This window comes from Psychrobacter sp. S1-30-MNA-CIBAN-0213 (genome assembly GCF_040309845.1).
In the GTDB taxonomy this organism is placed as follows: Bacteria; Pseudomonadota; Gammaproteobacteria; order Pseudomonadales; family Moraxellaceae; genus Psychrobacter.
On sequence record NZ_JBEOPE010000007.1, the window covers coordinates 129184 to 152297 of the forward strand.

Here is a 23114-nt window from a genome sequence, read left to right on the forward strand (position 1 = left end):
ATATGTTAGTTAGATATTAGGATTAAAGTTAAGCTTATACTGATTAATCTTCTGCGATTAATTTAACAACACCAGCAAGATGCGGCTTATCATTTTTGGCACTATATAACCCAAAATTACAGGTGTTATCACTGCTTTCAAGTTTTGCTACCGATTCAGCAATCAACTCGACCTCAGATGGCAAAAATATAGGGAGCTTGAATGATACCTCAGCAGTATACGCATCAGGTAATTCACCCATCATTGCTAAACACTTAGCCTTAGACCACATACCATGAGCGATTGCTTTAGGAAAACCAAAAGCACGTGCGGATAATGGATGTAAATGGATAAGATTAAAATCCCCAGATATAAAGGCATAACGACGGCCAATATCTTCTGGCACTTCAAAGATAGCATGTGTGCCTTCTTCATCAATCATAGGCTTGACAGTCAACGGACGTGGTTTGCTTTTACTACTGGCGTTACTATCAGGCTTTTTACCACGAGCCAAATAGGTTGAAATCCCTTCCCAAATAACATTTTCTTGCGATTTAACAGTAGTGACAAAGTCGAACTGTTGACCTTGGGCATGATCGCGCAAGTTATCGAACGCCACGGACATAGCAACTGTCTCACGTTCGCCAATAGGACGATACTGCGTGACACTATTATCTACATGCACTAGCCCCAACATCGCAAAAGGAAATGGCTCTTTGACCATCATATTCATCTGTAGCGCTTGTGATAGCACCGAAAAGTAAGTAATCGGAATTTTACCATCATCAGCGAAACCGCAAATCTTACGGTAATCTTTTAAGTTACCCTGATCAATGTGCAGATCGTCCACATAGTAAGTCGCTTGTGGCAACTCATCTTTGCCGACTTTCGCATTATCACCGATAGGTAATAGGCTTTTGATAATATTGGCGTAAGTGGTATGCGCTTTTGGCAACGCATCATAGTGTTTATCTGACATAAATCTATCCTGATTGGGGCTTAAGCAAATTTTCTTAGCACATCCATTGGCTACTGAGTCGCCTATTTTGCAGCATCTTGCCCCAAAAATACAGGACAAAAAAGTTACTAAATAAACATATATAAAAGTAATGGTTAAACAACAAATCTTTCTGCTTATTTTATTTGTCTTGTGGTTTTATCATAAAAAAGCCACCCATAGGCAGCTTTATTACAATAAATCAGCAAATTTTTCGTAAGCACTTATTATAATTACAACAAATCAATAGTGATATCAATGATTTATAATCTGACTAACGTCACCATTGTTTTGATACAGTACGAAAATATTATGCACCGAGCAAGCTTTGACCACAGACACGTACCGTGTTGCCATTGAGACCAGCAGAAGCAGGAGACGCTAGCCACGCGATGGTTTCAGCAACATCGACTGGTAGTCCACCTTGACTCATTGAGTTCATGCGACGACCAGCTTCACGAATCGCAAATGGAATGGCTTCAGTCATTTGAGTCTCGATAAAACCAGGAGCGACCGCATTGATCGTCATACCTTTGTCATTGCTTGCTAACTGTTTAGCAGTCGCATCGACCAATCCAATTACCCCAGCTTTAGAAGTAGCATAGTTGGTCTGACCAAGATTGCCTGCGATACCCGAGATTGAAGACACACAAACGATGCGCGCATCATCTTTTAATACATCATTTTCAAGTAAGTAACGATTAAGCTTGGCAATACTGGCAAGATTAATATTAATTACCATATCCCATTTTTGCTCATCCATTTTGGCAAGCGTTTTATCACGAGTCACGCCAGCATTGTGAATGATAGAATCCAGACCACCACGCTTTTCAGCAGCTTCTGCGATCTGTACGCCTGCCTCATCGCTAGTGATATCAACCATTAAAGTAGATCCGCTAATCTCGCTTGCAACTTTTTGTAAGTCGGCTTGTTGTTGCGGTACATCTAAACAGATAACATGCGCGCCTTCACGAGCTAGAACACGAGCAATCGCTTCGCCGATACCACGGCTTGCGCCAGTGACTAGCATGGTTTTGCCGCCTAAAGGCTGCGTCCAGTCGACTTCAACTGCACTACCCTTGCCAACACGTACTACTTGTCCTGATACATAAGCTGAACGTGCTGAGGTAAAGAAGCGCAATGTTGAATCAAGATTGCTTTCTGAGCCTTCAGCGACATAGATTAGCTGCGCGGTAATACCACGTTTAAACTCTTTGCCGACAGACTTCACAAAGCCTTCAAGTGCACGTTGAGCTAGTGCTGTCTCTACATCAGTAATCTCTTCAGGTGGACGACCAACGATAATGACGCGACCTGACTTCTCTACGCGGCGTGCGACAAAATGAAAGAACTCGTATACTTGCTTTAGCTCATCTGCATTACTGATATTGCTAGCATCAAACAACAACACCTTAAACTTATCTTCGCTACCTGTATTGGCTTTTGCTTCAACATTGGCATCGGCAAGCGTATCTTTAATACTATCGCTGCTATTAACAAAGACTTCAGCATGCAGCTCAGACAAAATACGGGCAATAGATTCGCTAACGCGGTTATCATTGCCGGTAGCTGAACCTACTAATACACTACCTCGTACAAGGCGCTGACCACTCTCAAAACGATCGAGACTTACTGGTAGCGGTAAACCTAAATTTTTAGCGACTTTTTTACCAATAGAAGATTGAACAAAATCACCATAACGGTCTGACATAAAATACTCCTGTATTTGAAAATTTAAACAATCAATAACGAATAGAAAAAAGAATGTGTCTAATGAATGCGCTTGGTATAAATAAACATACCTATTATGAATACACTTATTATAAAGGCTCACTGCTATCATAATAATGAATAATTATTAGTCTTTAGTAAGTGAGCTTTAACCTGCCACAACTATACACGCCTAGGGTAAACAAGTCCAAAAGTCAACGATATAAACAAGGATTAACGAGCTTACTTACAAACGCAGCAGTTACTTTCTCTATATTTAAAAAACAAATGTATATGTTAAAATAAAATCTAGAAGTTATAGCTTAATTGAATACCGATAACAATATATTATCAAATAACTATCTAGGCAATACTAATAAGTAATACTGTCCAGTCTACATGTTCATTGTTTACTCAAACCTGAACACCTGTTACCTGGCTTGCCAAAGGCATACAATAACATGGTAAAAATTACGACGATAAACCGCTAACATCTTATATATTGGTGATCTAACTTATTTATCACAATATTTTATTGCCTTATCATTTACTACATTCACTCGTTTTAAGGATAATTCCATGAGTAACAAAAAAAATAGCCCTGTTATCGAAAGTACTGTCGTTAAGGGCAACGGCACAGCAACTGATAATACCCAAAAAAACACTCAAACCAAAAATAATGACCAAGATAGTAATGCTCATTATGATTCAATTGCTGAGCTTAAAAAAGCAACTGCTATCGTTGATGCCGATGGCAACCCAGTCGATGACGACTCTAAAAACGCTCAGAATGACGCGCAAGCTCAGAAAAAAGCGAAAATCAAAGAAGATTTAATTGACGAATCTAATATGAGCGAGTCAGAAGATCTTAATGTGTTTGATACTACAGCTGAATCTAATACAGCGGAAAAGTCGACTAAGAGCAGCAAAAAAGACAGCAGTCAAGATGACAAGAAAGCTGATGAAGCAGCGGCTAAGGCTAAAAAACCAAGCGCAGCGCCCAAAAAGAGCAGTGCTACTACATTAAGCTCAGGCCAGCATCGCGTTGCTATCTTAGGAGGTAACCGTATTCCATTCGCACGCTCAAACGGTCCTTATGCGGATGCTAGCAATATTGATATGTTGACTGCCGCCCTTAATGGCCTAATCGAACGCTACAACTTGCAAGATGAGCGTATGGGCGAAGTGGTTGCTGGCGCAGTATTAAAGCTTAGCCGCGATTTAAACCTGACCCGTGAAGCAGCATTAAATACTGCCTTAGACCCGCACACACCTACTTATGATGTCTCTCAAGCTTGCGGTACTGGCTTACAGTCTACTTTTGCTGCTGCAAACAAAATTGCCTTAGGCGTGATCGACTCAGCTATTACTGGTGGTGTCGATACGACTTCAGACGCCCCTCTCGCCGTTGGTGATGGCCTTCGCAAAGTGATTTTAAAGTTAGGTGCTGCGAAAAATAACAAGCAACGCTTGCAAGCATTAATGGGTTTAAATCCAAAAGACTTAATCGAATCACCACAAAACGGCGAGCCGCGCACTGGTCTATCTATGGGTGATCATCAAGCAATCACTGCTCTTGAGTGGAATATCAGCCGTGAAGCACAAGATGAATTGGCTTTTAATAGTCATAAAAACTTGGCGCGCGCCTATGATGAAGGCTTCTTTGATGACCTCATCACTCCATATAAAGGTTTGACTCGCGACAACAATCTGCGTCCAGATTCTACTCTTGAAAAAATGGGTAAGCTTAAGCCAGCATTTGGCAAAAAGAACGCTAATCCAACCATGACTGCCGCTAATTCTACCCCATTAACTGATGGTGCCTCTTGTGTACTATTAGCAAATGATGAATGGGCAGAAGCACGTGGACTTAAGCCATTAGCGTACATCGTTCATCAGGAAACTGCCGCTGTTGATTTCATTGGTAAATCTGGCAACAAAGAAGGTCTGTTAATGGCGCCAGCCTATGCGGTACCACGTATGCTTGAGCGTGCTGGTCTTACTCTACAAGACTTTGACTTTTACGAGATTCATGAAGCATTTGCCTCACAAGTGCTTTCAACCCTTGCTGCTTGGGAAGATGAGACATTCTGCCAAGAGCGCCTAGGCCTTGATGCGCCATTAGGCTCTATTGACCGTAGTAAGTTGAACGTTAATGGCTCATCACTTGCCGCTGGACACCCATTTGCCGCAACTGGTGGACGTATTTTAGCGACAGCAGCTAAATTGCTAGATCAAAAAGGTTCAGGTCGCGTGCTTATCTCTATCTGCGCAGCTGGTGGCCAAGGTGTGACTTGTATCTTAGAAAAATAAGTTATAGATTAAGTTGTCCTAGCTACATTAATAGGTTAACCTTTAATTAGCGATAAACACCCTTTAATTTTTTGATTAGAGGGTGTTTTTTTGTCCATTTTTTATTAGTTATTAACTGTTATTATTATGCTAAAAATTGGATGTAATAAGGCTTTAAAGCGTTTAACCTATTAATGAAACGGTATATTAATATGATAAAGTAGAGGCTTAGAAGAACTAAAAATTAATGTGAATGACCATACATAAATGAAAAGGAGTTTGGCATGGCAAAGATACCTTCGGCAATTGATCCAAAATCCTTAACACCGCAAGAACATCATGAACTAACTAAGCCTGAACAAGGAAACTTCATTGGACGCATGGATAAAGAAGTCTTCAATGATGAGCTACGCCGCAAGATGCATCAAGACTTAATCGATGCTTATGATGAAGAGCTTGAAAATGAAATAGACGATTATGTACGTGATTTTCGTTTTGATGGGCTTGAGATGACGGAGCAAGAGAAGCTTGATCGTCGTACCTACTTTCAAGAACTGGTGCGCCTGCAGCGTGAGCTAATTAAACTACAAGATTGGGTAGTCGATCGCGGTGAGCGCATTGTAGTTATATTTGAAGGGCGCGACTCAGCAGGCAAAGGCGGTGCGATCAAACGCATCACTCAACGTCTCAATCCACGCGTTTGTAGAGTGGCTGCTCTGCCCGCACCAACTGAGCGCGAACAGTCACAATGGTACTTTCAGCGCTATGTGGCACACTTGCCAGCGGCTGGTGAGATTGTATTATTTGATCGAAGTTGGTACAACCGTGTCGGTGTCGAGCGTGTAATGGGATTTTGTACCGATGCGCAATACGAGGAGTTTTTTCAATCCGTCCCAGAGTTTGAGCGTATGTTAGTACGTTCCGGTATTAGGTTAGTTAAATATTGGTTTTCTATCACTGATGATGAGCAGCACTCGCGCTTTATGAGCCGGATTCATGACCCGCTTAAACAATGGAAGCTGTCGCCAATGGACTTACAATCACGGCGTCGCTGGGAAGACTACACCAAAGCCAAAGAGACTATGTTTGAGCGCACTCATATCCCAGAAGCGCCTTGGTGGGTAGTTGAAGGTAATAATAAAAAGCGTGCGCGCCTCAATTGTATCGCTCATCTGCTTGAGCAGATACCATATAAAGAAGTACCGCGTGAAGAAGTAGAATTACCTGAGCGTAAGCGCGACGATGAGTATTATCGTGAACCTATTCCAGACGATATGTACGTGCCGCCACGTTACTAGATTATTAGGATATAGCAGCTACTAAACCAATAATAAGTTTACATGGTATAAGTCGCTTGCTGGCTATCAATTTTACCTGCTAGCAAGCGCTCTACTTCATGTTTTATTTTTTGACCAGCCGCATCGGTACCAATCTGCACTGCGAAGCCTGCAGGACGATTAGCTTGGGCTTTATGATTAATCCAAACCACTTTACCATTCATCGGTAAGCGTTCGCTAGAATTAGGTAAAGTAATCGCAATAAAGACCTCGTCACCCATTTCCTGTACACGACTGGTAGGCACGAACAGTGCGCCATTATCTACGAAAGATAAATAGCTAGCATATAACTTTTCGACATCTTCAATATGACAGGTAATAATACCGCCACGTCCTGGCATTGCCATAATCAAATCCTTAGTTCAAATATACGGTTAGATAGCGGTTGGTGGTCTTTATATTTTTAATATAGCGTGTCTGTAAGCTTTAGCTTAAAGATACGCTAAGTCTTGCATCAGCTTATCATAGGCGAATTTTTCTTGCACATTCTGTTGCAGCGCCGTTTTTGTTTGCTGCAATTGGCTTACCAATGCTTCTAATGCGCTATCTGTCGGCTGATATTTTACTAAAGCCGCTGATAAAGCAATATCTTTTTGGCTACTATCAAGACCGAGACAGACGCGCCGGATATCGATTAGCATTAGCTCAGTAAGCTTGAGAAAATCTGGCAGACTAAGCTCAGCTTGCCAATAGTCGCTGGCCGCTGTACTGCTACGCTTGCCGCTACGTAGTGCTTGCCACGTAGTCAACCATAGGGCACGCTTGCCATACCATGTAGCCTTTGCCAAATCTATTGCAGCGAGCGGTGCACCGTTTGCTAGCTGTAGTAACTGCGCAATTTGTATCGGACTCACCACTTCACGATTAATCGTACTGCCAAGCTCATGTGCAACATAATCATTTGCCGTAGAGGACACAATAGTCTGTAATGGTAACTGCTGCACGCGACTTTTAATCGTTGGTAGCAGCTTTGCTGGCATGTCACTAATCAAAAATAAATGGACTTGTGCTTGCGGCTCCTCTAGCGTTTTTAAGAGCGCATTAGCCGCTGCAATGGTCATTTTTTCAGCATGATCTAATACGCAAATACGCATCCCCTGCCCACCTTGATAGATGAATGGTTGTAATGCGCGGATATCATCCACTTTTATTGTCAGCGCAGCATTGCTGGTTGCTTTTGCAGATTTAGTATCAGCTTTCGTCTTTTTAGCAGTACTACTTGAGGCCTCATTAATCTCTCGACTCTCGGCACTGACAGGCATGCTAGTAATAGGCAATACTTGTAAGCTTGGATGCGTACCAGATCTAAGCCACTGGCAACTCTGACAACCACCACATGCGCCAAGCGGATGCTGATCGTGCTCACGGCACAACAGCCAAGCAACCAAACGCCAAACGAAGGCACGCTTGCCCATCCCTTGCATACCAGCAGCGAGTAATGCATGCGGCAGATTGTGTGGCGGTGATAGCACACGACTAGTGAGCTGCGTCCACAGCGCTTGCTGCCATGGTAATAGCGGCGCAAAGTAAATACTGTCTGTCATATGATTCACGCTTATTGCCTACTGTTTTTTAGAATTTATTGAGCTTAACACTTATCTTGTAGGTAACTTTTAAACGTTAACCTTTAAATGCTAACTTTTAAACTATTGCTTAGGCTATTTATTATATATCACTTTTAAATTCGTTAAGGCTCATAGCGTTTAAGCGATCCAAATCTTCTTGCGTATCCACGCCAGCAGGTAGCTGAACTTCTGCTGCTGCGATAGCAATATTGCCACCGTTTTCTAAGACGCGCAGTTGTTCTAAGCTCTCAAGCGTTTCGAGCGGTGTTTGTGGCCAATGGACGAATTGCTGTAGTAAGCTTACCCGATAAGCATACAGTCCTAAATGTCGGTAAGCATCTTTTGGTGCAAGTAGTTCAGTTGTGTCTAGATTACCAGCTTCTACTGCTAGCGCCACATCACGATCACAAGGAATCGGCGCACGACTAAAATATAGCGCGCGCTGTCTATCATTAACCGTTGCACTCACGACCTTGACTACTGATGGTCTTGTAAAGGTATGATAGTCTTCAATAGGTTCGTACAATGTTGCCATAACGCTATCGCTATCTTGTACTAACAAATTTTTAACTTGTTCTAATAATAAAGGCGGTACCAGTGGCTCATCGCCTTGCATATTGATAATAATATCATGCTCTTCCCAACCCTTAATCGCCGCAACTTCAGCTAAGCGATCCGTCCCTGATGCGTGATCAGCGCTCGTCATCACTACCTCATACCCTGCATCCAGACAAACCTTGGCAATGCGTTCATCATCGGTAGCGATACACATATCATCAGCGAAGTACGCTGCCTGAGCCTTTTCAGCGACCCAAAGTATCATAGGTTTACTATGAATATTTAATAACGGTTTACCCGGCAGACGAGTACTTTTAAAACGCGCAGGAATCACAATATGAGTTTTGGCAAGCACAGGTGTAGTCGACATAGATAATTCCTATAACAGGCAATATATAAACTTGAGAGATGGCTTAAACAATATCTTAAAAAATTGGGTTAGTTTTACTTATCCCTAAAATCTGATGCAGGCATATCAATACCAAATGCTGTTAATTGCTGCTGTAACGTTTGATAGCAAGCATTAGAGAGTTCTGCGGTTACGGGTAGTACCCATAGTCTATTCACTAAGGCTTTAATATCATCATTAATTAATTCATCAGGTTTTATAGAATTAATTTTGTTGAGTTCTGCTAATAGTAACGTACGGATTTTTACAGCATCTTTAGTCGTCACAATAATAGGATGCTCGGTATATTGTAGTAACTCGACCAGACTAAAGTCATAATGATCAGGATAAGGATGTTCTATCACATCAAAACCAAGCGTCCTGAGCGTTGCAAAAAAACGCTGCGGATAGCCGATTCCACTAACTGCATGCACGCTACCCTGCATTGGCACTACCGCATCTGATGAAGAGGTAAGTATGTCTAAATCATGTATGTCATCGTCAGATAATAAAGGATATAAGCTACTTGGCTGTAACTGCATGGTCAAACGCTGAGCTAGATTTTCATTATTATTAAGAGCGGATACTACCTCTGGTTTTTCATGATAAATGACGATTGCATCTGTTAATCGTGCCATCGGCTCACGTAAAAACCCAGTCGGTAGGAGCTGCTGATTACCAAATCCGCGCGCCACATCGACCACAATCCATTCAATATCTCGCTGTAGGGCATAATGCTGCAAACCGTCATCGGCAATAATGAGTTGCAAGTCAGGATACGCGTTTAGCAAGGTAGTGATCGCTTGTTCTCGGTTCGGGCACACTGCCATCGGTACGGCCGTCACATTGACGATTAAACAAGGCTCATCGCCTACCGTACTTGGCAAACTATCTTTAGTTACCAATGCTGGCATCTGACTACTATCACCGCCATAACCGCGACTTATAACACCAACCTTTATACCCTGTTGCTGCAAATAACTGACCAAAGTAATAATTAAAGGTGTTTTACCACTACCGCCAACCGTAATATTACCTATGACCATAATGGGTACAGGCGCACGGTAACTTGCAAACACCCCTATTTTATAAGCCTGACGACGCAATAAAGTAAGCAAACCATATAGCCAGCTGATAGGCAGTAATAACCATAACCAAGCTGCTTTTCGTTGCCAAGCACGAGTAATCGCGGTCTCAATACTCATTGTTTAGCATCCATCCAATTTTGCCAATGATTTGTTGCTTAATATAGTGCGTTGTTGAATAGTATAAAAGTAAAAGATTTAATGATATCAATAGCGATACCTTTTAAATAGAAACTCAAAGCTCATCTCGCCTTCACGATTCAAAATCGCGCGCATACATTTGGGCATAATGGCCTTGCTTTTGCATGAGCTCAGTATGAGTACCAATCTCAACGATTTGCCCACCATCTAGGACTGCAATGCGGTCAGCAGATTCAATCGTCGTTAAGCGATGCGCAATGACTAAGGTGGTACGGTCTTTCATTACATTGTCGAGTGCTTGCTGAATATAATACTCTGACTCATTATCAAGAGCACTGGTCGCTTCATCCAATATCAAAATCGGTGCGTCTTTTAATAGTGCGCGTGCTATCGATAAACGCTGACGTTGACCACCAGATAACTGTAAGCCTTCTGCCCCAATCTGACTTTGATAGCCTTGTGGCATTTTCATAATAAAATCATGAGCAAAGGCATCTTTAGCAGCAGCTTCAACCTCAGCTTGTGACTTGCCTGCCAAACTACCATAGGCGATATTATTAAAGACCGTAGTGTTAAACAGCACGACTTGTTGATTAACCATCGCAATCTGTGCGCGTAGACTCTCTAAAGTAATGTCTTCGATGGGCATACTATCCATCGTAATTTGCCCTGAGGTCGGGGTTAAGGTACGCGTTAACAGATTAACCAGTGATGACTTACCAGCGCCACTACGCCCAACCAAAGCTACTGTCTCACCTGCACGTACATCTAAGCTAAAGTCATGTAACGCCACAGTTGAATCGGGATAGACCAAGCTAACCTTATCCAATTGAATCTCACCTGACAACGATGGGCTGAGCGTACCAGTATCTTTCTCTTCAGGCTCATCAAGCAATGCAAATATAGACTCACCCGCCGCAATACCTTTTTGCAGTTTTTGATTGATATCGGTTAATGAGCGCACAGGTTTACTGAGTAGCCCTGCTGCTGCAATATAGGAGATAAACTCACCTGCCGAGATATTGTCGATCACCGATGGACGTAAAGCGAGCCATACTACCACTGACATCGCCATTGCCATCAATAACTGTACAGCGGGTGTATTAATACTATTGGTAACTACCACTTTCATACCTTGGCGCAAGTTCTTTTTTGAAGTAGCGTTAAAGCGCTGAGCTTCATACGCTTGGCCGCCGTAATTTTTGACCACTTGGTAGCCGCCGATTACCTCATTGGTAATATGGCTGACATCGCCCATGGTTTCTTGAATACCTTTGGATAGCTTTAAATAACGCTTAGAGGCAAAACGAATCAGCCATAAAATCGGTGGCAGTACTAAAAACAAAATCAAGGTTAAACGCCAGTTGCTATAAAGTAAAAAACCAAGCAAAGCGACAACTGTTAAGCCATCACGCAACAAGGTCTTCATGGAATCGGTACTAGCAGCCGTCACTTGCTCTACATCGAAAATCAGCTTGGATGAGATAGTTCCAGCAGGATTGGCTAAATAGAACGAGCTTGGTAGACGTAACAGCTTGTTAAATACCTGCACTCTCAACTCATACACCAAATTTCGTGAGACTAAAGCAGAGTAATAGTTACCCAAAAAGCTACCAACACCGCGTATAAAGAACAACGCGATAATCAAGACTGGAAACAGGTTTTGTTTCGCTTGATCATTTTGATTAATAGCGTCGGTGATATATTGTAATAATTTGGCAATCCAGATCTCTGTTGCTGCATTAATAGCAAACCCTACTACTGTTAGCAGTAGCGCCCACCAATAAGGCTTCAAATAGCTCAGAAGACGCAATAGCGTCCTACGCTTAGGCGGACTTGACGGTGGCACAAGCTTAGTGTTAATAGGAGTTTGAGTTGTATCAGATTGGCTCATAAAAGCCTCAGGTCAAGTATTAATAGATGAATTTATTAAACAGGCAGCGCCACTGCATAAAGAAGAGGTATAACGGCGAGATAGAACCCAGTAGTTAGCTTAACTGTCTACTACCTAGTGCGGTAGTGCTTGTCCAAGTGGCATTACAGTGCTGATATTTAAATTTAAAAAGCCCAGTTTGCCAGCGATGTCCATTACCTGTACCACAGATTGATGGGTAGCATTAGCATCAGCAGCAATTACAAATAGGATGTCACGCTCACTGCCCGCTTCTTGCTGTAGCATGTTGGTCAGCTCAGCCTCACTGTTGTTAGCAAGGCTAATACCATTAACCATGTAACTGCCATCTTCTTGTACTGCCACCTCAATACTGTTCTTCTGCTCGACAAGTGCAACGCCTTCCGCTTCAGGCAAAACAATATTTAAACGGCTAAAATGATTAAATGACGTCGCTAATAGCAAAAACACAATCAAAAATAGCAAACAGTCAATCATTGGCGTTAAATTGATTTCTAGCGGTTCAACGGTAGGCTTTCTAAAACGCATAGCTATTTCTCTGATGGCCTAAGGCTGGAAGATAAAAATATTAGGTTTCTCTATGCAGGTTGATGCTTGGTTTCAGAGTCAAACCCTAACGTATCACTCAACTGCTCATCACTTGTCTCTGCGCTTTGCACTGTCGTAGTAGGCAAATTAGTCAGTGGTAGATGAGCATCTGCTAGTAGCTGATAATCGTAAAGCTCTTGAATCATAAGCCCAGCTTCAGTCTCAAATCTGGCATTAACATCTACAACTCGGCGCTGAAAATAACGGTAAGCTACTAGTGCTGGTATCGCAACAACCATACCTGCGGCAGTTGTAATCAATGCTTGCGAGACTCCTGCGGCAAGCAAGGTAGGATCTTGCATTGCACCATCTGTAATGGCTAAAAATGAAGATATAATGCCCAATACAGTACCTAATAGGCCAAGTAGTGGGGCAATTGCTCCTATCGTACCTAGCATATTGATATTTTTTTCCAATTGATGGATCTGTACGCTCGCTCTATTTTGCATATGCATAGTCATAGAGTCTAGACCATACTGACGATACATCAATCCCGTCGCTAAGATGTCACCTAATGGCGTTTTCTCTTTGACATTCATCAACTGGGTACGACCGATGTCACCGTTTTCACGTAGGCGGGTTATGAGCTGTTCACGTAGTCTACCAGGTACGATTTTGTTAAACTGTAGCGTACTACTGCGCTCAATAATAATGATAAGCGCGACTATCGAACATACGACGATTGGCATCATTAACCAACCACCTGCTTTTACCAATTCCCACATAATGACTCTCTTGTGTATCGTTTAAAATGCTCAAAATATTGCAACTATTACATAATGAAAGCCATGTATAATATATCGCGTACAATAGCAAAAGTCTTTTAGACTTAATAAGTATGTTATTCAAGCACGTTATTTAAGTACGTTGGTCTAATGAGTGTATTAACGTTGCGCTTCTAGATGTTTTATTAACGCTGATAACTCATCTTGGTTGTGAAAAAATATCTCCACACTACCCTGACCATCTTTTTTATGTTTAAGCTTTACTTCTGCTCCCAACATATCTGTCAGGCGCTGTGTTAAACGTTCAGCATCATGAGACTGTGATTGTTCAGTACGATCAGCTTTAGGTGCAGGATTTAAGATTGACTTAACTAGCTTCTCAGCCTCCCGTACAGTCATCCCACCATCAATTATTTTCTGTGCAATGATAGGCTGCTGTTCAGAAGATAAGGCAAGCAGTGTACGCGCATGACCCATATCTAAAGCACTGTTCGCTAAATGGTCTTTTACCGTATCGTGCAGCTGATTGAGACGCAGTAAGTTCGAAACTGTCGTTCGTGCTTTACCGACTACATCTGCAATCATTGCATGACTCATGCCAAATTCAGTATGAAAGCGCTGCAATGCCGCAGCTTGCTCAATCACTGACAAATCTTCGCGTTGAATATTTTCAATCAGCGCTAATGCAATAGCTAGTTCGTCCGATAATGCGCGTTCAATTGCTGGAATAACCGATTTACCTGCCATTTTTGCGGCACGCCAGCGTCGCTCACCAGCGATAATTTCATGAGTGACATCTGCTGTACTTTTATCTTCGTTTGCCAATAGTGGCCGAATAACAATAGGCTGCATGATTCCATGCTGCTCAATAGAAGATGCTAGCTCTGCTAGTGCTGTTTCGCTCATATCGCGGCGCGGTTGATATTTACCAGCTTGCAATTGTGTCACCGCGATTTGCACCAAACTTATCTGATCTTCAGACGTATTACTATCGATACTCTCATTAGCTGTTCTAGTACTATTTTTAGCATGGTGGCGGATTTTTGTGCTGTTGCGGATAGTACGTGGTGCACGACTACTTGCACCAGTAACGGCTTTTGCACTGGTTTTCGCAGGATCATTATTGACCTGTGTAGCAGATAAGTCTGGTATTTGAGCAATAGACTTAGCATCAACCGTTGCGTCGATATCACGCACAACGGTATCGTCTTGCAAAGCAGAGGCGGTAATTTGCTTTTCTTTTTTGATTGATCCTAATAAGGCATCTAAACCTCGATTGGAAGCCAATCCTCGTTTTTTCGCCATGATTACCTATCCTCTAACGCTAAAATAAAAGCCAAATGGTTGTTAATAAGTACTTACTGATAAATATGGTATCTAATGCTTTATTGGCTAGCTAGTGTCTATTCACTTGCTAGCTTTTACGACAGTGACTGGCGTCTGTTAGCAGCTCTGTTTGATAACTTCAGCTGCTAATTTTTGATACGCGCGCGCACCTTTTGACCACCTCTCATACGCAATTACTGGTAGACCGTGCGCGGGCGCTTCTGCCAAGCGAATGTTTCTTGGAATATGGGTTTTATACATAATATCGCCAAAGTGAGCCTCAAGTTCGGCGGATACATCGCGGGCTAGCGTGTTACGTGCATCGAACAATGTTCTTACCACACCACGAATATACAGCTTAGGATTAAGCTCAGTTAAGCGCTCAATTGTCTGTGATAAATCGGCTAGACCTTCCAATGCATAATATTCACACTGCATAGGAATAATGACGCTATCGGTTGCCACCAAAGCATTGATGGTTAGTAAGTTTAAACTGGGTGCACAATCCATAACGATATAGTCGTAATGCCCCTCTTTGGAGCTAACTTGCGCATCGACTAAATGAGTCATTGCTTTCTTTAATAGCTCATGACTATTGGTTTGACCCATCAAGGTAACGTCCATACCTGCCAGCTCACGATTGGCTCCGATAACATCGAAACCTGCCGGGCTCATAACAGTAGCATCCTGCAGTGAAACGCCATCAAGTAACACATCTGCTATTGTCAGCTCTAAATCGTTTTTATCTAGACCGGTGCCACTAGTAGCATTACCTTGTGGGTCTAAGTCAATCAACAGTACGCGTTTACGCTTTGCAGCTAAGCTAGCAGTCAAATTTACTGCCGTCGTCGTTTTTCCAACGCCGCCTTTTTGATTCGCAATTGCTATGATTTCCATACACTTACTCAATTTGATTAGGGTCTATTACTGATTTCCACTCTGACAGTCTTTAACTCTAAATTTTTATTATCATGTTTCACAAAAAATCTGATAGTCATTTTAATATATTATAGATGCGATAACGAATGAAAACCTTGCGAACACTAGACTAATTATTTCATGCATTATTTCTAGTTTGAGTCCAATTAGCTACGTTAATTGTTTCATAGCTACTCAGGTGCTCATAGCTTAGACATTTTTGGAAGATAATTCAATTAAATGACGACTATCATATAAACGTGGCACTTTAAGCTCAATCGTTTTAATTTGCCATTCCTGATTTAGCGCCTGTAGCTCTTCATCGGTTGGCGCTTTACCTTTCATCGCACATAGTCGACCACCATTTGCCAGACGTGGCTGTGCAACTTCGACAAAATCTATAAGGCTTGCAAACGCTCTAGAGGTGACCACTTCATAGCTAGTCTCATGCGCTTCAATGCGTGAAGCAATAGGTTGCACATTGCTCAAACCAAGCTCACTACTAATTTGCTTAATAAAGCGGATTTTTTTCTGATTGCTATCAAGCGCAGTACACGAGCGTTCAGGCTGACAAATCGCGATGATAACCGCAGGCAACCCTGCTCCTGTACCGATATCTAGCAGTGACCCTTGCGGCAAATGCGGTATAATAGCCAAACAATCGATGACGTGTTTGATCAAGGCTTCTACCGGATCAGTAATGGCGGTCAGATTATACGCTTTATTCCATAATAAAAGCTGGTCTAAGTATAATAATAACGTGCGTTGCTGCGTTCCACTTAGTGATAAGCCGAGCTCTTGCGTTGCTTGTACTAATATATTTGCAAGCGTTGGCAACTGCGACCCAAGCTTTGTAAAGCCAGTCGGATCAACACTGATATTATCCGTGCTAGTAGAAGGTGAAGCGATTTTAGCAGAAGCTGACATACGACGAATCATCCAGTTTTGGCATGTGAACCTTTTATTTTATCATGCAGGCTGCATATTGAATAGTTGCAGATTGCGCTAATGTCCGTCATCTTATACTATCTGCACTAGCATTGAGGCTTTATTCTTCCTTTCTACTGTTAAATATGGCTTTGGATATAACCGCAGTTTTATCATTGTTGGTTTAAAGATTCATATCTACATGATACAAAACTGCGTCTAATGACTGATTAAAAATGTTAAGACATCTTGTAAGATGTATCTATTAAATTATTCACTTTCTTCAACTTCTATAAGATGACTTACCATACGCCTATGACCGAACAGCCCATTGCTCCTAACATGCAAACTTCAGAAGATACCGACTTAATGATTGCGACTACTATTGTGACAGACAAGGTATCAGTAAAAACAGATACTGCAGAAGACAAACAGGATATCTCATCACCCCATCCAATATTCGAAGCGGTTAATCAACGCTGCCTTATCACCGCTAAGCAGCTAAAGCGTTATAGTGCTGCTAGTAACTTGCCTACTGATACACGTACTGCACCAGATTTAGATATTAGCTTTGGGCAGCAGCGTGCGCTCAAAGCCTTGCACACTGCACTTGATATCAAAGCTAGCGGCTATCATGTCTTTGCAGCTGGTGAAAACGGGCTTGGTAAACGCACAGTTATTAGTCGTCTATTACAGCGTATTGCTATGGATGCACCAACGCCAAATGATTGGGTTTATGTACACAATTTTACTGACCCTCGTACGCCTTTAGCAATGCACTTACCTGCTGGACAAGCGGTAGTGTTACAGCAGCAAATTAATGATTTATGGTTACAGGCAAAAAAACGTTTGAGCCAACGTTTTCGTAGTGATCAGTATCAAAGCAAAATCGAAGCGATCAAAAACGATACTCATCAAAAAGAAAGCCTTGCTTATGATGCCCTAAACGCTGAAGGTAAACAGTATGATTTGGCGCTGACGTTTCGCTCGTTCGATAATAAAGCGATGTTTGTACATCCAAGCCAACTGCCAGTAGATGAAAATAATAAAACAACATTTGCCACTTCTATATCTGCGTCCACTAATATACCTGAAAATAATGAGGCCATAGATGGGGCTACAATAAATCATGATTCAATAGAAAACAGCCCTGACGCTACCAATCTAACAGACACTAACACGCAGAGTGACTATGAGTCTGAGCTGAGTAATTTTACGCAAAAAAACCACATGCAAAAGCGACTTAGTCAACTGACCATTGCCTTAGAACAACTAGAAGATGAGGCCAATGACGCCATAGAAGATCTACATCGCAATATTGCCCGCCGAGCCCTACAACCTTTATTTACACCTATACGTGAGCAGTTTGCCGAACTTCCAGCTATCGTTACTTATCTTGATGCGATATTTGCTGACATGGTTACCCATGTAGAGCGTATCGTTAATGGTGATGATGAAGAGTTTGTCACTGCCGTGCTAGCAACAACTCCTAGCCGATATGCAGTCAATGTCATGGTCAGTCATGAGCCTGAAAGCGGCGCACCTGTCATATTTGAAGACTTGCCGACTCACCTTAACTTGTTAGGACATGTCGAGCAAATTACTCAGTTAGGTACCGTGACAACTGATGTCAGTATGATACGTGCTGGCGCACTACACCGAGCGAATGGCGGCTATCTATTGTTAGAAGCCAGCCATGTACTTGAGCACCCTTACGCTTGGCAAGGTCTAAAACGTGCCCTACAATCACGTAAAATTAAGCTATCTAGCCTTGAGCAAATGTTGACGTTAACGGGCAGCTTGTCATTAGCGCCTGCTCCAATTGACCTTGATATTAAAGTAGTTTTGCTCGGAGAAGCAGATTTATATTATGAGCTATTAGAGCTAGAACCAGAGTTTGATGCGGTATTCAAAGTTCGTGCCGACTTCCATGATGATGTCACTCGCACACCTGAGCATGAGCTGGCCCTCATTGCCAAAATGGCGGATATTATCGATTATGCAGACCTTTATCCTTTCGATAATAGTGCGCAAGCAGCACTTCTTGAACACCTAAGCTTACAGGCTGAAGACCAAGATCGTCTAAGCCTACACAGTGACCGCCTTATTAAGCTTTTGCATGAATCCAATCGCCACGCACGTCTTAGTGAAAACGATATTGTCGATGCCAGTCATGTTGCTCAAGCTATCAGTGATATGGATGAACGTTCAGGCTACTTGCGCGATTTATATTGGGATGAGCTCAAAAATGGTCAACAGCTGATCAATACTCAAGGTGAGGCCGTCGGACAGGTCAACGCCTTGACTGTCGTCAGCTATGCTGATAGTGAATTTGGCATGCCAGCACGTCTTACTGCTGTGATTCAGCCTAATATTGGTGCTGGTGAGATTCTCGATATTGAACGTGATGTCGATTTGGGCGGCAGTTTACATGCGAAAGGCATGTTAATTATGACCAGCTACTTGCGTGCTCTATTTAGCCAACATCATGCACTGAATTTTAGTGCCTCTCTAGCCTTTGAACAAAGCTATGCTCATATTGATGGCGATAGCGCGACAGTTAGTGAAGCTTGTGCGCTCCTCTCGGCCTTAGCCAACGCGCCTATTAATCAGTCCTTCGCTATCACTGGCTCAATGAATCAGCTGGGAGAAGTACAAGCAGTCGGTGGTATTAACGCTAAGATTGCTGGTTTCTTCGATGCTTGTCGCGAGCAAGGTATGACGGAGCAACAAGGCGTCGTTATCCCAATGGCCAACGTCAAACAGTTAATGCTGCGTGACGACATTATCGCAGCAGTCGAAGCAAGTAGCTTTCATATTTATGGTGTGAGCACGATTAATGAGGCCTTGACACTGATGACAGGCCTACCCATTGATACGATGAATAAAAAAGGTCGTTATCGTAAGGACACTCTATTTGGCAAAGTCTTGCAGCGTTTGATGTTGTGGGATGAAAATCAAGATACAGATGATGTTATTGACGATAAGAAGTCAAAAAAGAAAGCCAAAAAGAAGCGAAAAGCCAAACGTCAAAAAAAAGATGATAAGAAGAAAGATCAGTATAAAAAAGACAATAGCAAAGAAAGCATAATTCGTGATGGAATTGAACAGTAGTGATTGGGATTCAATATCGTTCTTCTAAAGAACCCTCTTTGCTCATATTTTCAGATAAAACTTTTAGAAAATTGCCAGATGATTGAACCCTAAAAGCTGCATCTAAACTTCCTAGACGCTACGGCTATTTTCTGCGATGATAAATGTCTTCGATGCTGAGCAAGCAAGATATGCTTTAATATAATACTGTTTTTAGTATGACACCCTGTAATCGATAATATCGATTCAACATTATGACAGACTCTATATAGGTTATCTCTTAATGACTGTGCAAAACGCTAACGCAACAGACGGATCTACCTCCAATGCTCAGGATATACAGGAAGATAAGCCTTCCGTATCATCTACTGAGGAGGCTGACAATGTGGCTGCCGATACAGCAGCTAGCCGTCATGGGGCAGCGACTACTGCGCGTCAATGGCAAGTACTCTCACAGCTTCAGCGTAACCGTTGGGTTGGTACGACGCATATCTATGAACAGCTTAAGCTTGCAGGATTTGATATTAGCTTACGTACGGTACAAAGAGACTTAAATGCTTTGGCTAAACGCTTCCCAATTGAGAAAAATAATGCCAACCCGCAAGGCTGGCGCTGGAAAGATGACGCGCCACTACAAAGCCTGCCACATATGAATCTATCGCAAGCGGTCGCCTTTAATATGGTCGAGGCCAATCTCACTCAGCTACTTCCTCCTGCTATTTTAGATGAGTTATTTCCATGGTTTGACTTGGCACGGCGACAGCTTAAAAATAGTAAAGTCACGCATTCTTGGATTGATCGTGTACGCATTGAGACTGCAACTCAGCCGTTGATTGCCCCACATATTGATTTGGACAGTAAAGATAATATTTATCATGCTCTGTTTTATCAATTACAAATCAAAGCCTGTTATACACGCAGTAATAAGTCAGAGGCTAGCGAATATATATTAAACCCTATTGCTATCATTCAGCGTGGCGTAATTATTTATTTGCTAGCGACTCGTACTGATGATCCAGAAGCTATTATCCGCACTTTTGCCCTGCATCGATTTGCTAGTGTGGAGATACTTAAAAGCACAGCACTAACACCAGAGAACTTCCATTTGGATAGCTATTTGGACGCTGGTAGTATGGGCTTTACTCATCCATTATTGAGCCAATTGCCTGATCACGGTAAAAATACCGCGATTGAGCTAAAATTTACTACGAGAGCTGGTAAAAGCCTGACTGAAAGCAAGCTTAGTGATGATCAGACAGTAATGTTCAACGACGATGACACCTTAACTATCCATGCGACAGTTAATCTAACGTCACAATTGGTCTGGTGGCTACGTGGTTTTGGCAAAGGTTTATTGGATGCCAAGCCGCAACTTCTTCATCAAGTAGTGTTGGATAAACAACTAGATGATGAGCAATAGTCAAATTAACTAATAAGAAACTTAAGCATCAACAAGGAATACCATGCCATCCACTGCCTCATTACCCCTACTTTCAGAAAGCTTAAGCGCCTTAGGCTTAACGGCCGATATGTTGTTTTTTTCGCTAAATTATGAGTTTACTAAAACCGAACCTAAAGGCATGATGAAGCGCTTTAAAAAAAACCAAAGTGCGATTGATATCGATATTGCTTGCGTACTATACGATGATAATTGTACGATTAACGATATTGTATGGTTTAAACAACTGCGTGATAAAGCTGAGTCTGTCTGTCATCAAGGCGATAGTCTTAATGGAAAAGATCGTGGCGAGCAAGCCTTATATGATGCACCAGTAGATCAGGAGCAAATTCGTCTTTATCTAGACAAGATTCCTGCTCATATTAGCCATATTGGTCTGCTTGCTAGCTCATACTATGGACAGCCATTAGGCAAAGTAAAAGCAGGTGAAGTACATCTTAGCGATGACGAAGGTAACCGTGCTTTTGAGGTTAATTTAAAGCAAGTTCCGCGCGACTGTAGTGCGATTTGGATTGCTAGTTTGCGCCGCCAAATAGATGATTGGCATCTCACTCTACAAAACTTACCGCTTTCTGAAAATGACTTACAAAAAGCAGCTCAACAAGTCGCGCATGAATTAGCACGTTCTTTACCTATCCTCTCACCGCAAATTTTGCCCACTTAGCTGAGAATTATAGATAAAAAAGCTGGCGATCTTGTAGGTCGCCAGCTTTTTTAGTTTTCGATAGTTGTCGTTTTACCGTATGACTTTACGTCAATTTTTTTCTACTCTAACGCCTCACCGCAATGGGGACAAAAGTTCTTTTTACGAACTTCTTGCTCGCGGCGTTCAAGCTCTTGTTCACGTAATACTTGTAATACAATATCTTGTGCTTGTTCTTTATCCAGTCCAAGCTCACGACGAATCTTATCAATCATCGTTTGATTCTGCACTAAGTCAAAATCACTATCCACCAACTGTTCACGAAAATCTTGCTCCAACTCATCACGGCGTTGGGCAAGCTCGTTAGCAAGACCTGTCGCTAAAATACCAGCTGGCAGAGCCGCCAAACCCACACCCAAGATAGTAATAACTGCACCTAATATCTTGCCTGCATTGGTTATTGGCGTCACATCACCATAACCGACAGTCGTTAGCGTTACCACGGCCCACCACATTGCTTTCGGTATCGATTCAAATTCTTCTGGCTGCGCGTGGTTTTCTACTAAATAAATACCACTAGAGGCAGTCACAATCATGATAATTAAGATAAAAATAACGGCTTGGAATGAGCCTTTCTCTTTACTGATGACCACTAGCAAGATACGCATTGAGACAAAATAACGTGTAAGCTTTAAAATTCTAAACAGGCGTAGAATTCTGAGGAAACGCAGATCGAAGCTGACAAAGAAGTTTAAGAACGCGGGTACAATCGCTACCAAATCAATCAAAGCTGATGGGCTTCTTACCCAGTCCCAGCGTTGACGCCATGTAGTGTTATCTGGCTTGGCTTCAGCAATACTCCAAAAACGTAGCAAATACTCAATAGAGAATACGACTATTGAGAAGTTTTCAAATAAAGTAAAATATTCTTGATAAGGGTAATACCATTGGTCAACAGATTCAGCAATTACGGCAGCTACGTTCGTCATAATTAAAAAAATCAGAAAGTAATCGACATAACGACTAAATAGGGTGTCGTGGTCATCATTTTGTAAAATATCATAGACAAAATGACGCAGGCGCCGTATAGACTGGAATTGCATGCCGTCCCTATGCGGTGTAACACCGTGATTAAATGAATGAAAAATGAATGGTAAAGTCTTCAGTCCATCAAGTTAATAAATAGATACAGCTATATAAGAATAGGGTCATTTATGTAATCAAACAATTAAGCATCGAAGTATCGAAGTATCGAAGTATCGAAGTATCGAAGTATCGAAGTATCGAAGTATCGAAGTATCAGTATAGAAGCATTATTTATCATTTCCCTGTTGGTCTCAATAATAAGAATAATCTATAGCGTATCTTTGATATATCTATCCTGAACTTTATTAGAGACCATCCCTGATTCTGTGTAACTGCCATTTAGATTAAATGCTTGCTGATACGATCATCAAACATAATCATAAAG

Annotated in this window: 18 protein-coding genes; 5 read left to right on the plus strand and 13 right to left on the minus strand. The window is 42.0% G+C overall.

Annotation, left to right across the window (positions count from 1 at the left end; genetic code table 11):
* Positions 1-43 precede the first annotated feature (43 nt).
* Positions 44-958: a MaoC family dehydratase gene (locus AAEY87_RS08860; protein ID WP_068036126.1), complete on the minus strand. Its 915-nt coding sequence runs from the start codon at positions 956-958 to the stop codon at positions 44-46.
* 328 nt (positions 959-1286) lie between these two features.
* A complete protein-coding gene (locus AAEY87_RS08865) occupies positions 1287-2687 on the minus strand; it encodes a 3-oxoacyl-ACP reductase (RefSeq protein WP_350656852.1) in 1401 nt (466 codons plus the stop codon).
* A gap of 578 nt (positions 2688-3265) precedes the next feature.
* Between AAEY87_RS08865 and AAEY87_RS08870 the strand changes: the two genes are divergently transcribed.
* Both AAEY87_RS08870 and ppk2 read left to right on the plus strand, forming a co-directional pair.
* Positions 3266-4999: an acetyl-CoA C-acetyltransferase gene (locus AAEY87_RS08870; protein WP_502945463.1), complete on the plus strand. Its 1734-nt coding sequence runs from the start codon at positions 3266-3268 to the stop codon at positions 4997-4999.
* A 263-nt stretch (positions 5000-5262) separates the two neighbouring features.
* Positions 5263-6276, plus strand: a complete 1014-nt coding sequence (ppk2, locus tag AAEY87_RS08875; RefSeq protein ID WP_264753619.1) for a polyphosphate kinase 2 — start codon at positions 5263-5265, stop codon at positions 6274-6276.
* 38 nt (positions 6277-6314) lie between these two features.
* Here ppk2 and AAEY87_RS08880 read toward each other — a convergent pair whose 3' ends face one another.
* From AAEY87_RS08880 to rsmG, 10 genes are all read right to left on the minus strand, one after another.
* A complete protein-coding gene (locus tag AAEY87_RS08880; RefSeq protein ID WP_068036132.1) occupies positions 6315-6662 on the minus strand; it encodes a PilZ domain-containing protein in 348 nt (115 codons plus the stop codon).
* Between the two features lie 84 nt (positions 6663-6746).
* On the minus strand, positions 6747-7859 hold the full coding sequence (locus AAEY87_RS08885; protein ID WP_350656873.1) for a DNA polymerase III delta subunit-related protein: 1113 nt from the start codon (positions 7857-7859) through the stop codon (positions 6747-6749).
* A gap of 121 nt (positions 7860-7980) precedes the next feature.
* Positions 7981-8808, minus strand: coding sequence for a 3-deoxy-manno-octulosonate cytidylyltransferase (gene kdsB / locus AAEY87_RS08890; protein ID WP_350656853.1), 828 nt, complete (start codon positions 8806-8808; stop codon positions 7981-7983).
* Between the two features lie 74 nt (positions 8809-8882).
* Positions 8883-10031: a tetraacyldisaccharide 4'-kinase gene (gene lpxK / locus AAEY87_RS08895; RefSeq protein ID WP_350656855.1), complete on the minus strand. Its 1149-nt coding sequence runs from the start codon at positions 10029-10031 to the stop codon at positions 8883-8885.
* Positions 10032-10164: 133 nt separating this feature from the next.
* Positions 10165-11946, minus strand: a complete 1782-nt coding sequence (gene msbA, locus AAEY87_RS08900; RefSeq protein ID WP_350656856.1) for a lipid A export permease/ATP-binding protein MsbA — start codon at positions 11944-11946, stop codon at positions 10165-10167.
* Between the two features lie 114 nt (positions 11947-12060).
* Entirely contained in the window at positions 12061-12492 is a 432-nt protein-coding gene (locus AAEY87_RS08905; RefSeq protein WP_068036141.1) for an ExbD/TolR family protein, read from the minus strand.
* Between the two features lie 50 nt (positions 12493-12542).
* Positions 12543-13277 (minus strand): MotA/TolQ/ExbB proton channel family protein, encoded by a 735-nt coding sequence (locus tag AAEY87_RS08910; RefSeq protein WP_068036143.1) that lies wholly within the window; start codon positions 13275-13277, stop codon positions 12543-12545.
* A 159-nt stretch (positions 13278-13436) separates the two neighbouring features.
* A complete protein-coding gene (locus AAEY87_RS08915) occupies positions 13437-14582 on the minus strand; it encodes a ParB/RepB/Spo0J family partition protein (RefSeq protein ID WP_068036144.1) in 1146 nt (381 codons plus the stop codon).
* Positions 14583-14720: 138 nt separating this feature from the next.
* The gene (locus AAEY87_RS08920) at positions 14721-15500 is read right to left on the minus strand and encodes a ParA family protein (RefSeq protein WP_350656857.1); all 780 of its coding nucleotides are present in this window, start codon (positions 15498-15500) and stop codon (positions 14721-14723) included.
* 231 nt (positions 15501-15731) lie between these two features.
* Positions 15732-16448, minus strand: coding sequence for a 16S rRNA (guanine(527)-N(7))-methyltransferase RsmG (gene rsmG / locus AAEY87_RS08925; RefSeq protein ID WP_350656859.1), 717 nt, complete (start codon positions 16446-16448; stop codon positions 15732-15734).
* Between the two features lie 315 nt (positions 16449-16763).
* Here rsmG and AAEY87_RS08930 point away from each other — a divergent pair, with 315 nt between their 5' ends.
* From AAEY87_RS08930 to AAEY87_RS08940, 3 genes are all read left to right on the plus strand, one after another.
* Entirely contained in the window at positions 16764-19562 is a 2799-nt protein-coding gene (locus tag AAEY87_RS08930; RefSeq protein WP_350656860.1) for an AAA family ATPase, read from the plus strand.
* A 262-nt stretch (positions 19563-19824) separates the two neighbouring features.
* The gene (locus tag AAEY87_RS08935; RefSeq protein ID WP_350656861.1) at positions 19825-20961 is read left to right on the plus strand and encodes a helix-turn-helix transcriptional regulator; all 1137 of its coding nucleotides are present in this window, start codon (positions 19825-19827) and stop codon (positions 20959-20961) included.
* A 43-nt stretch (positions 20962-21004) separates the two neighbouring features.
* The gene (locus AAEY87_RS08940) at positions 21005-21664 is read left to right on the plus strand and encodes a TerD family protein (RefSeq protein WP_068328077.1); all 660 of its coding nucleotides are present in this window, start codon (positions 21005-21007) and stop codon (positions 21662-21664) included.
* A 101-nt stretch (positions 21665-21765) separates the two neighbouring features.
* Here AAEY87_RS08940 and AAEY87_RS08945 read toward each other — a convergent pair whose 3' ends face one another.
* Positions 21766-22746, minus strand: a complete 981-nt coding sequence (locus tag AAEY87_RS08945) for an ion transporter (RefSeq protein ID WP_068036150.1) — start codon at positions 22744-22746, stop codon at positions 21766-21768.
* Positions 22747-23114 lie beyond the last annotated feature (368 nt).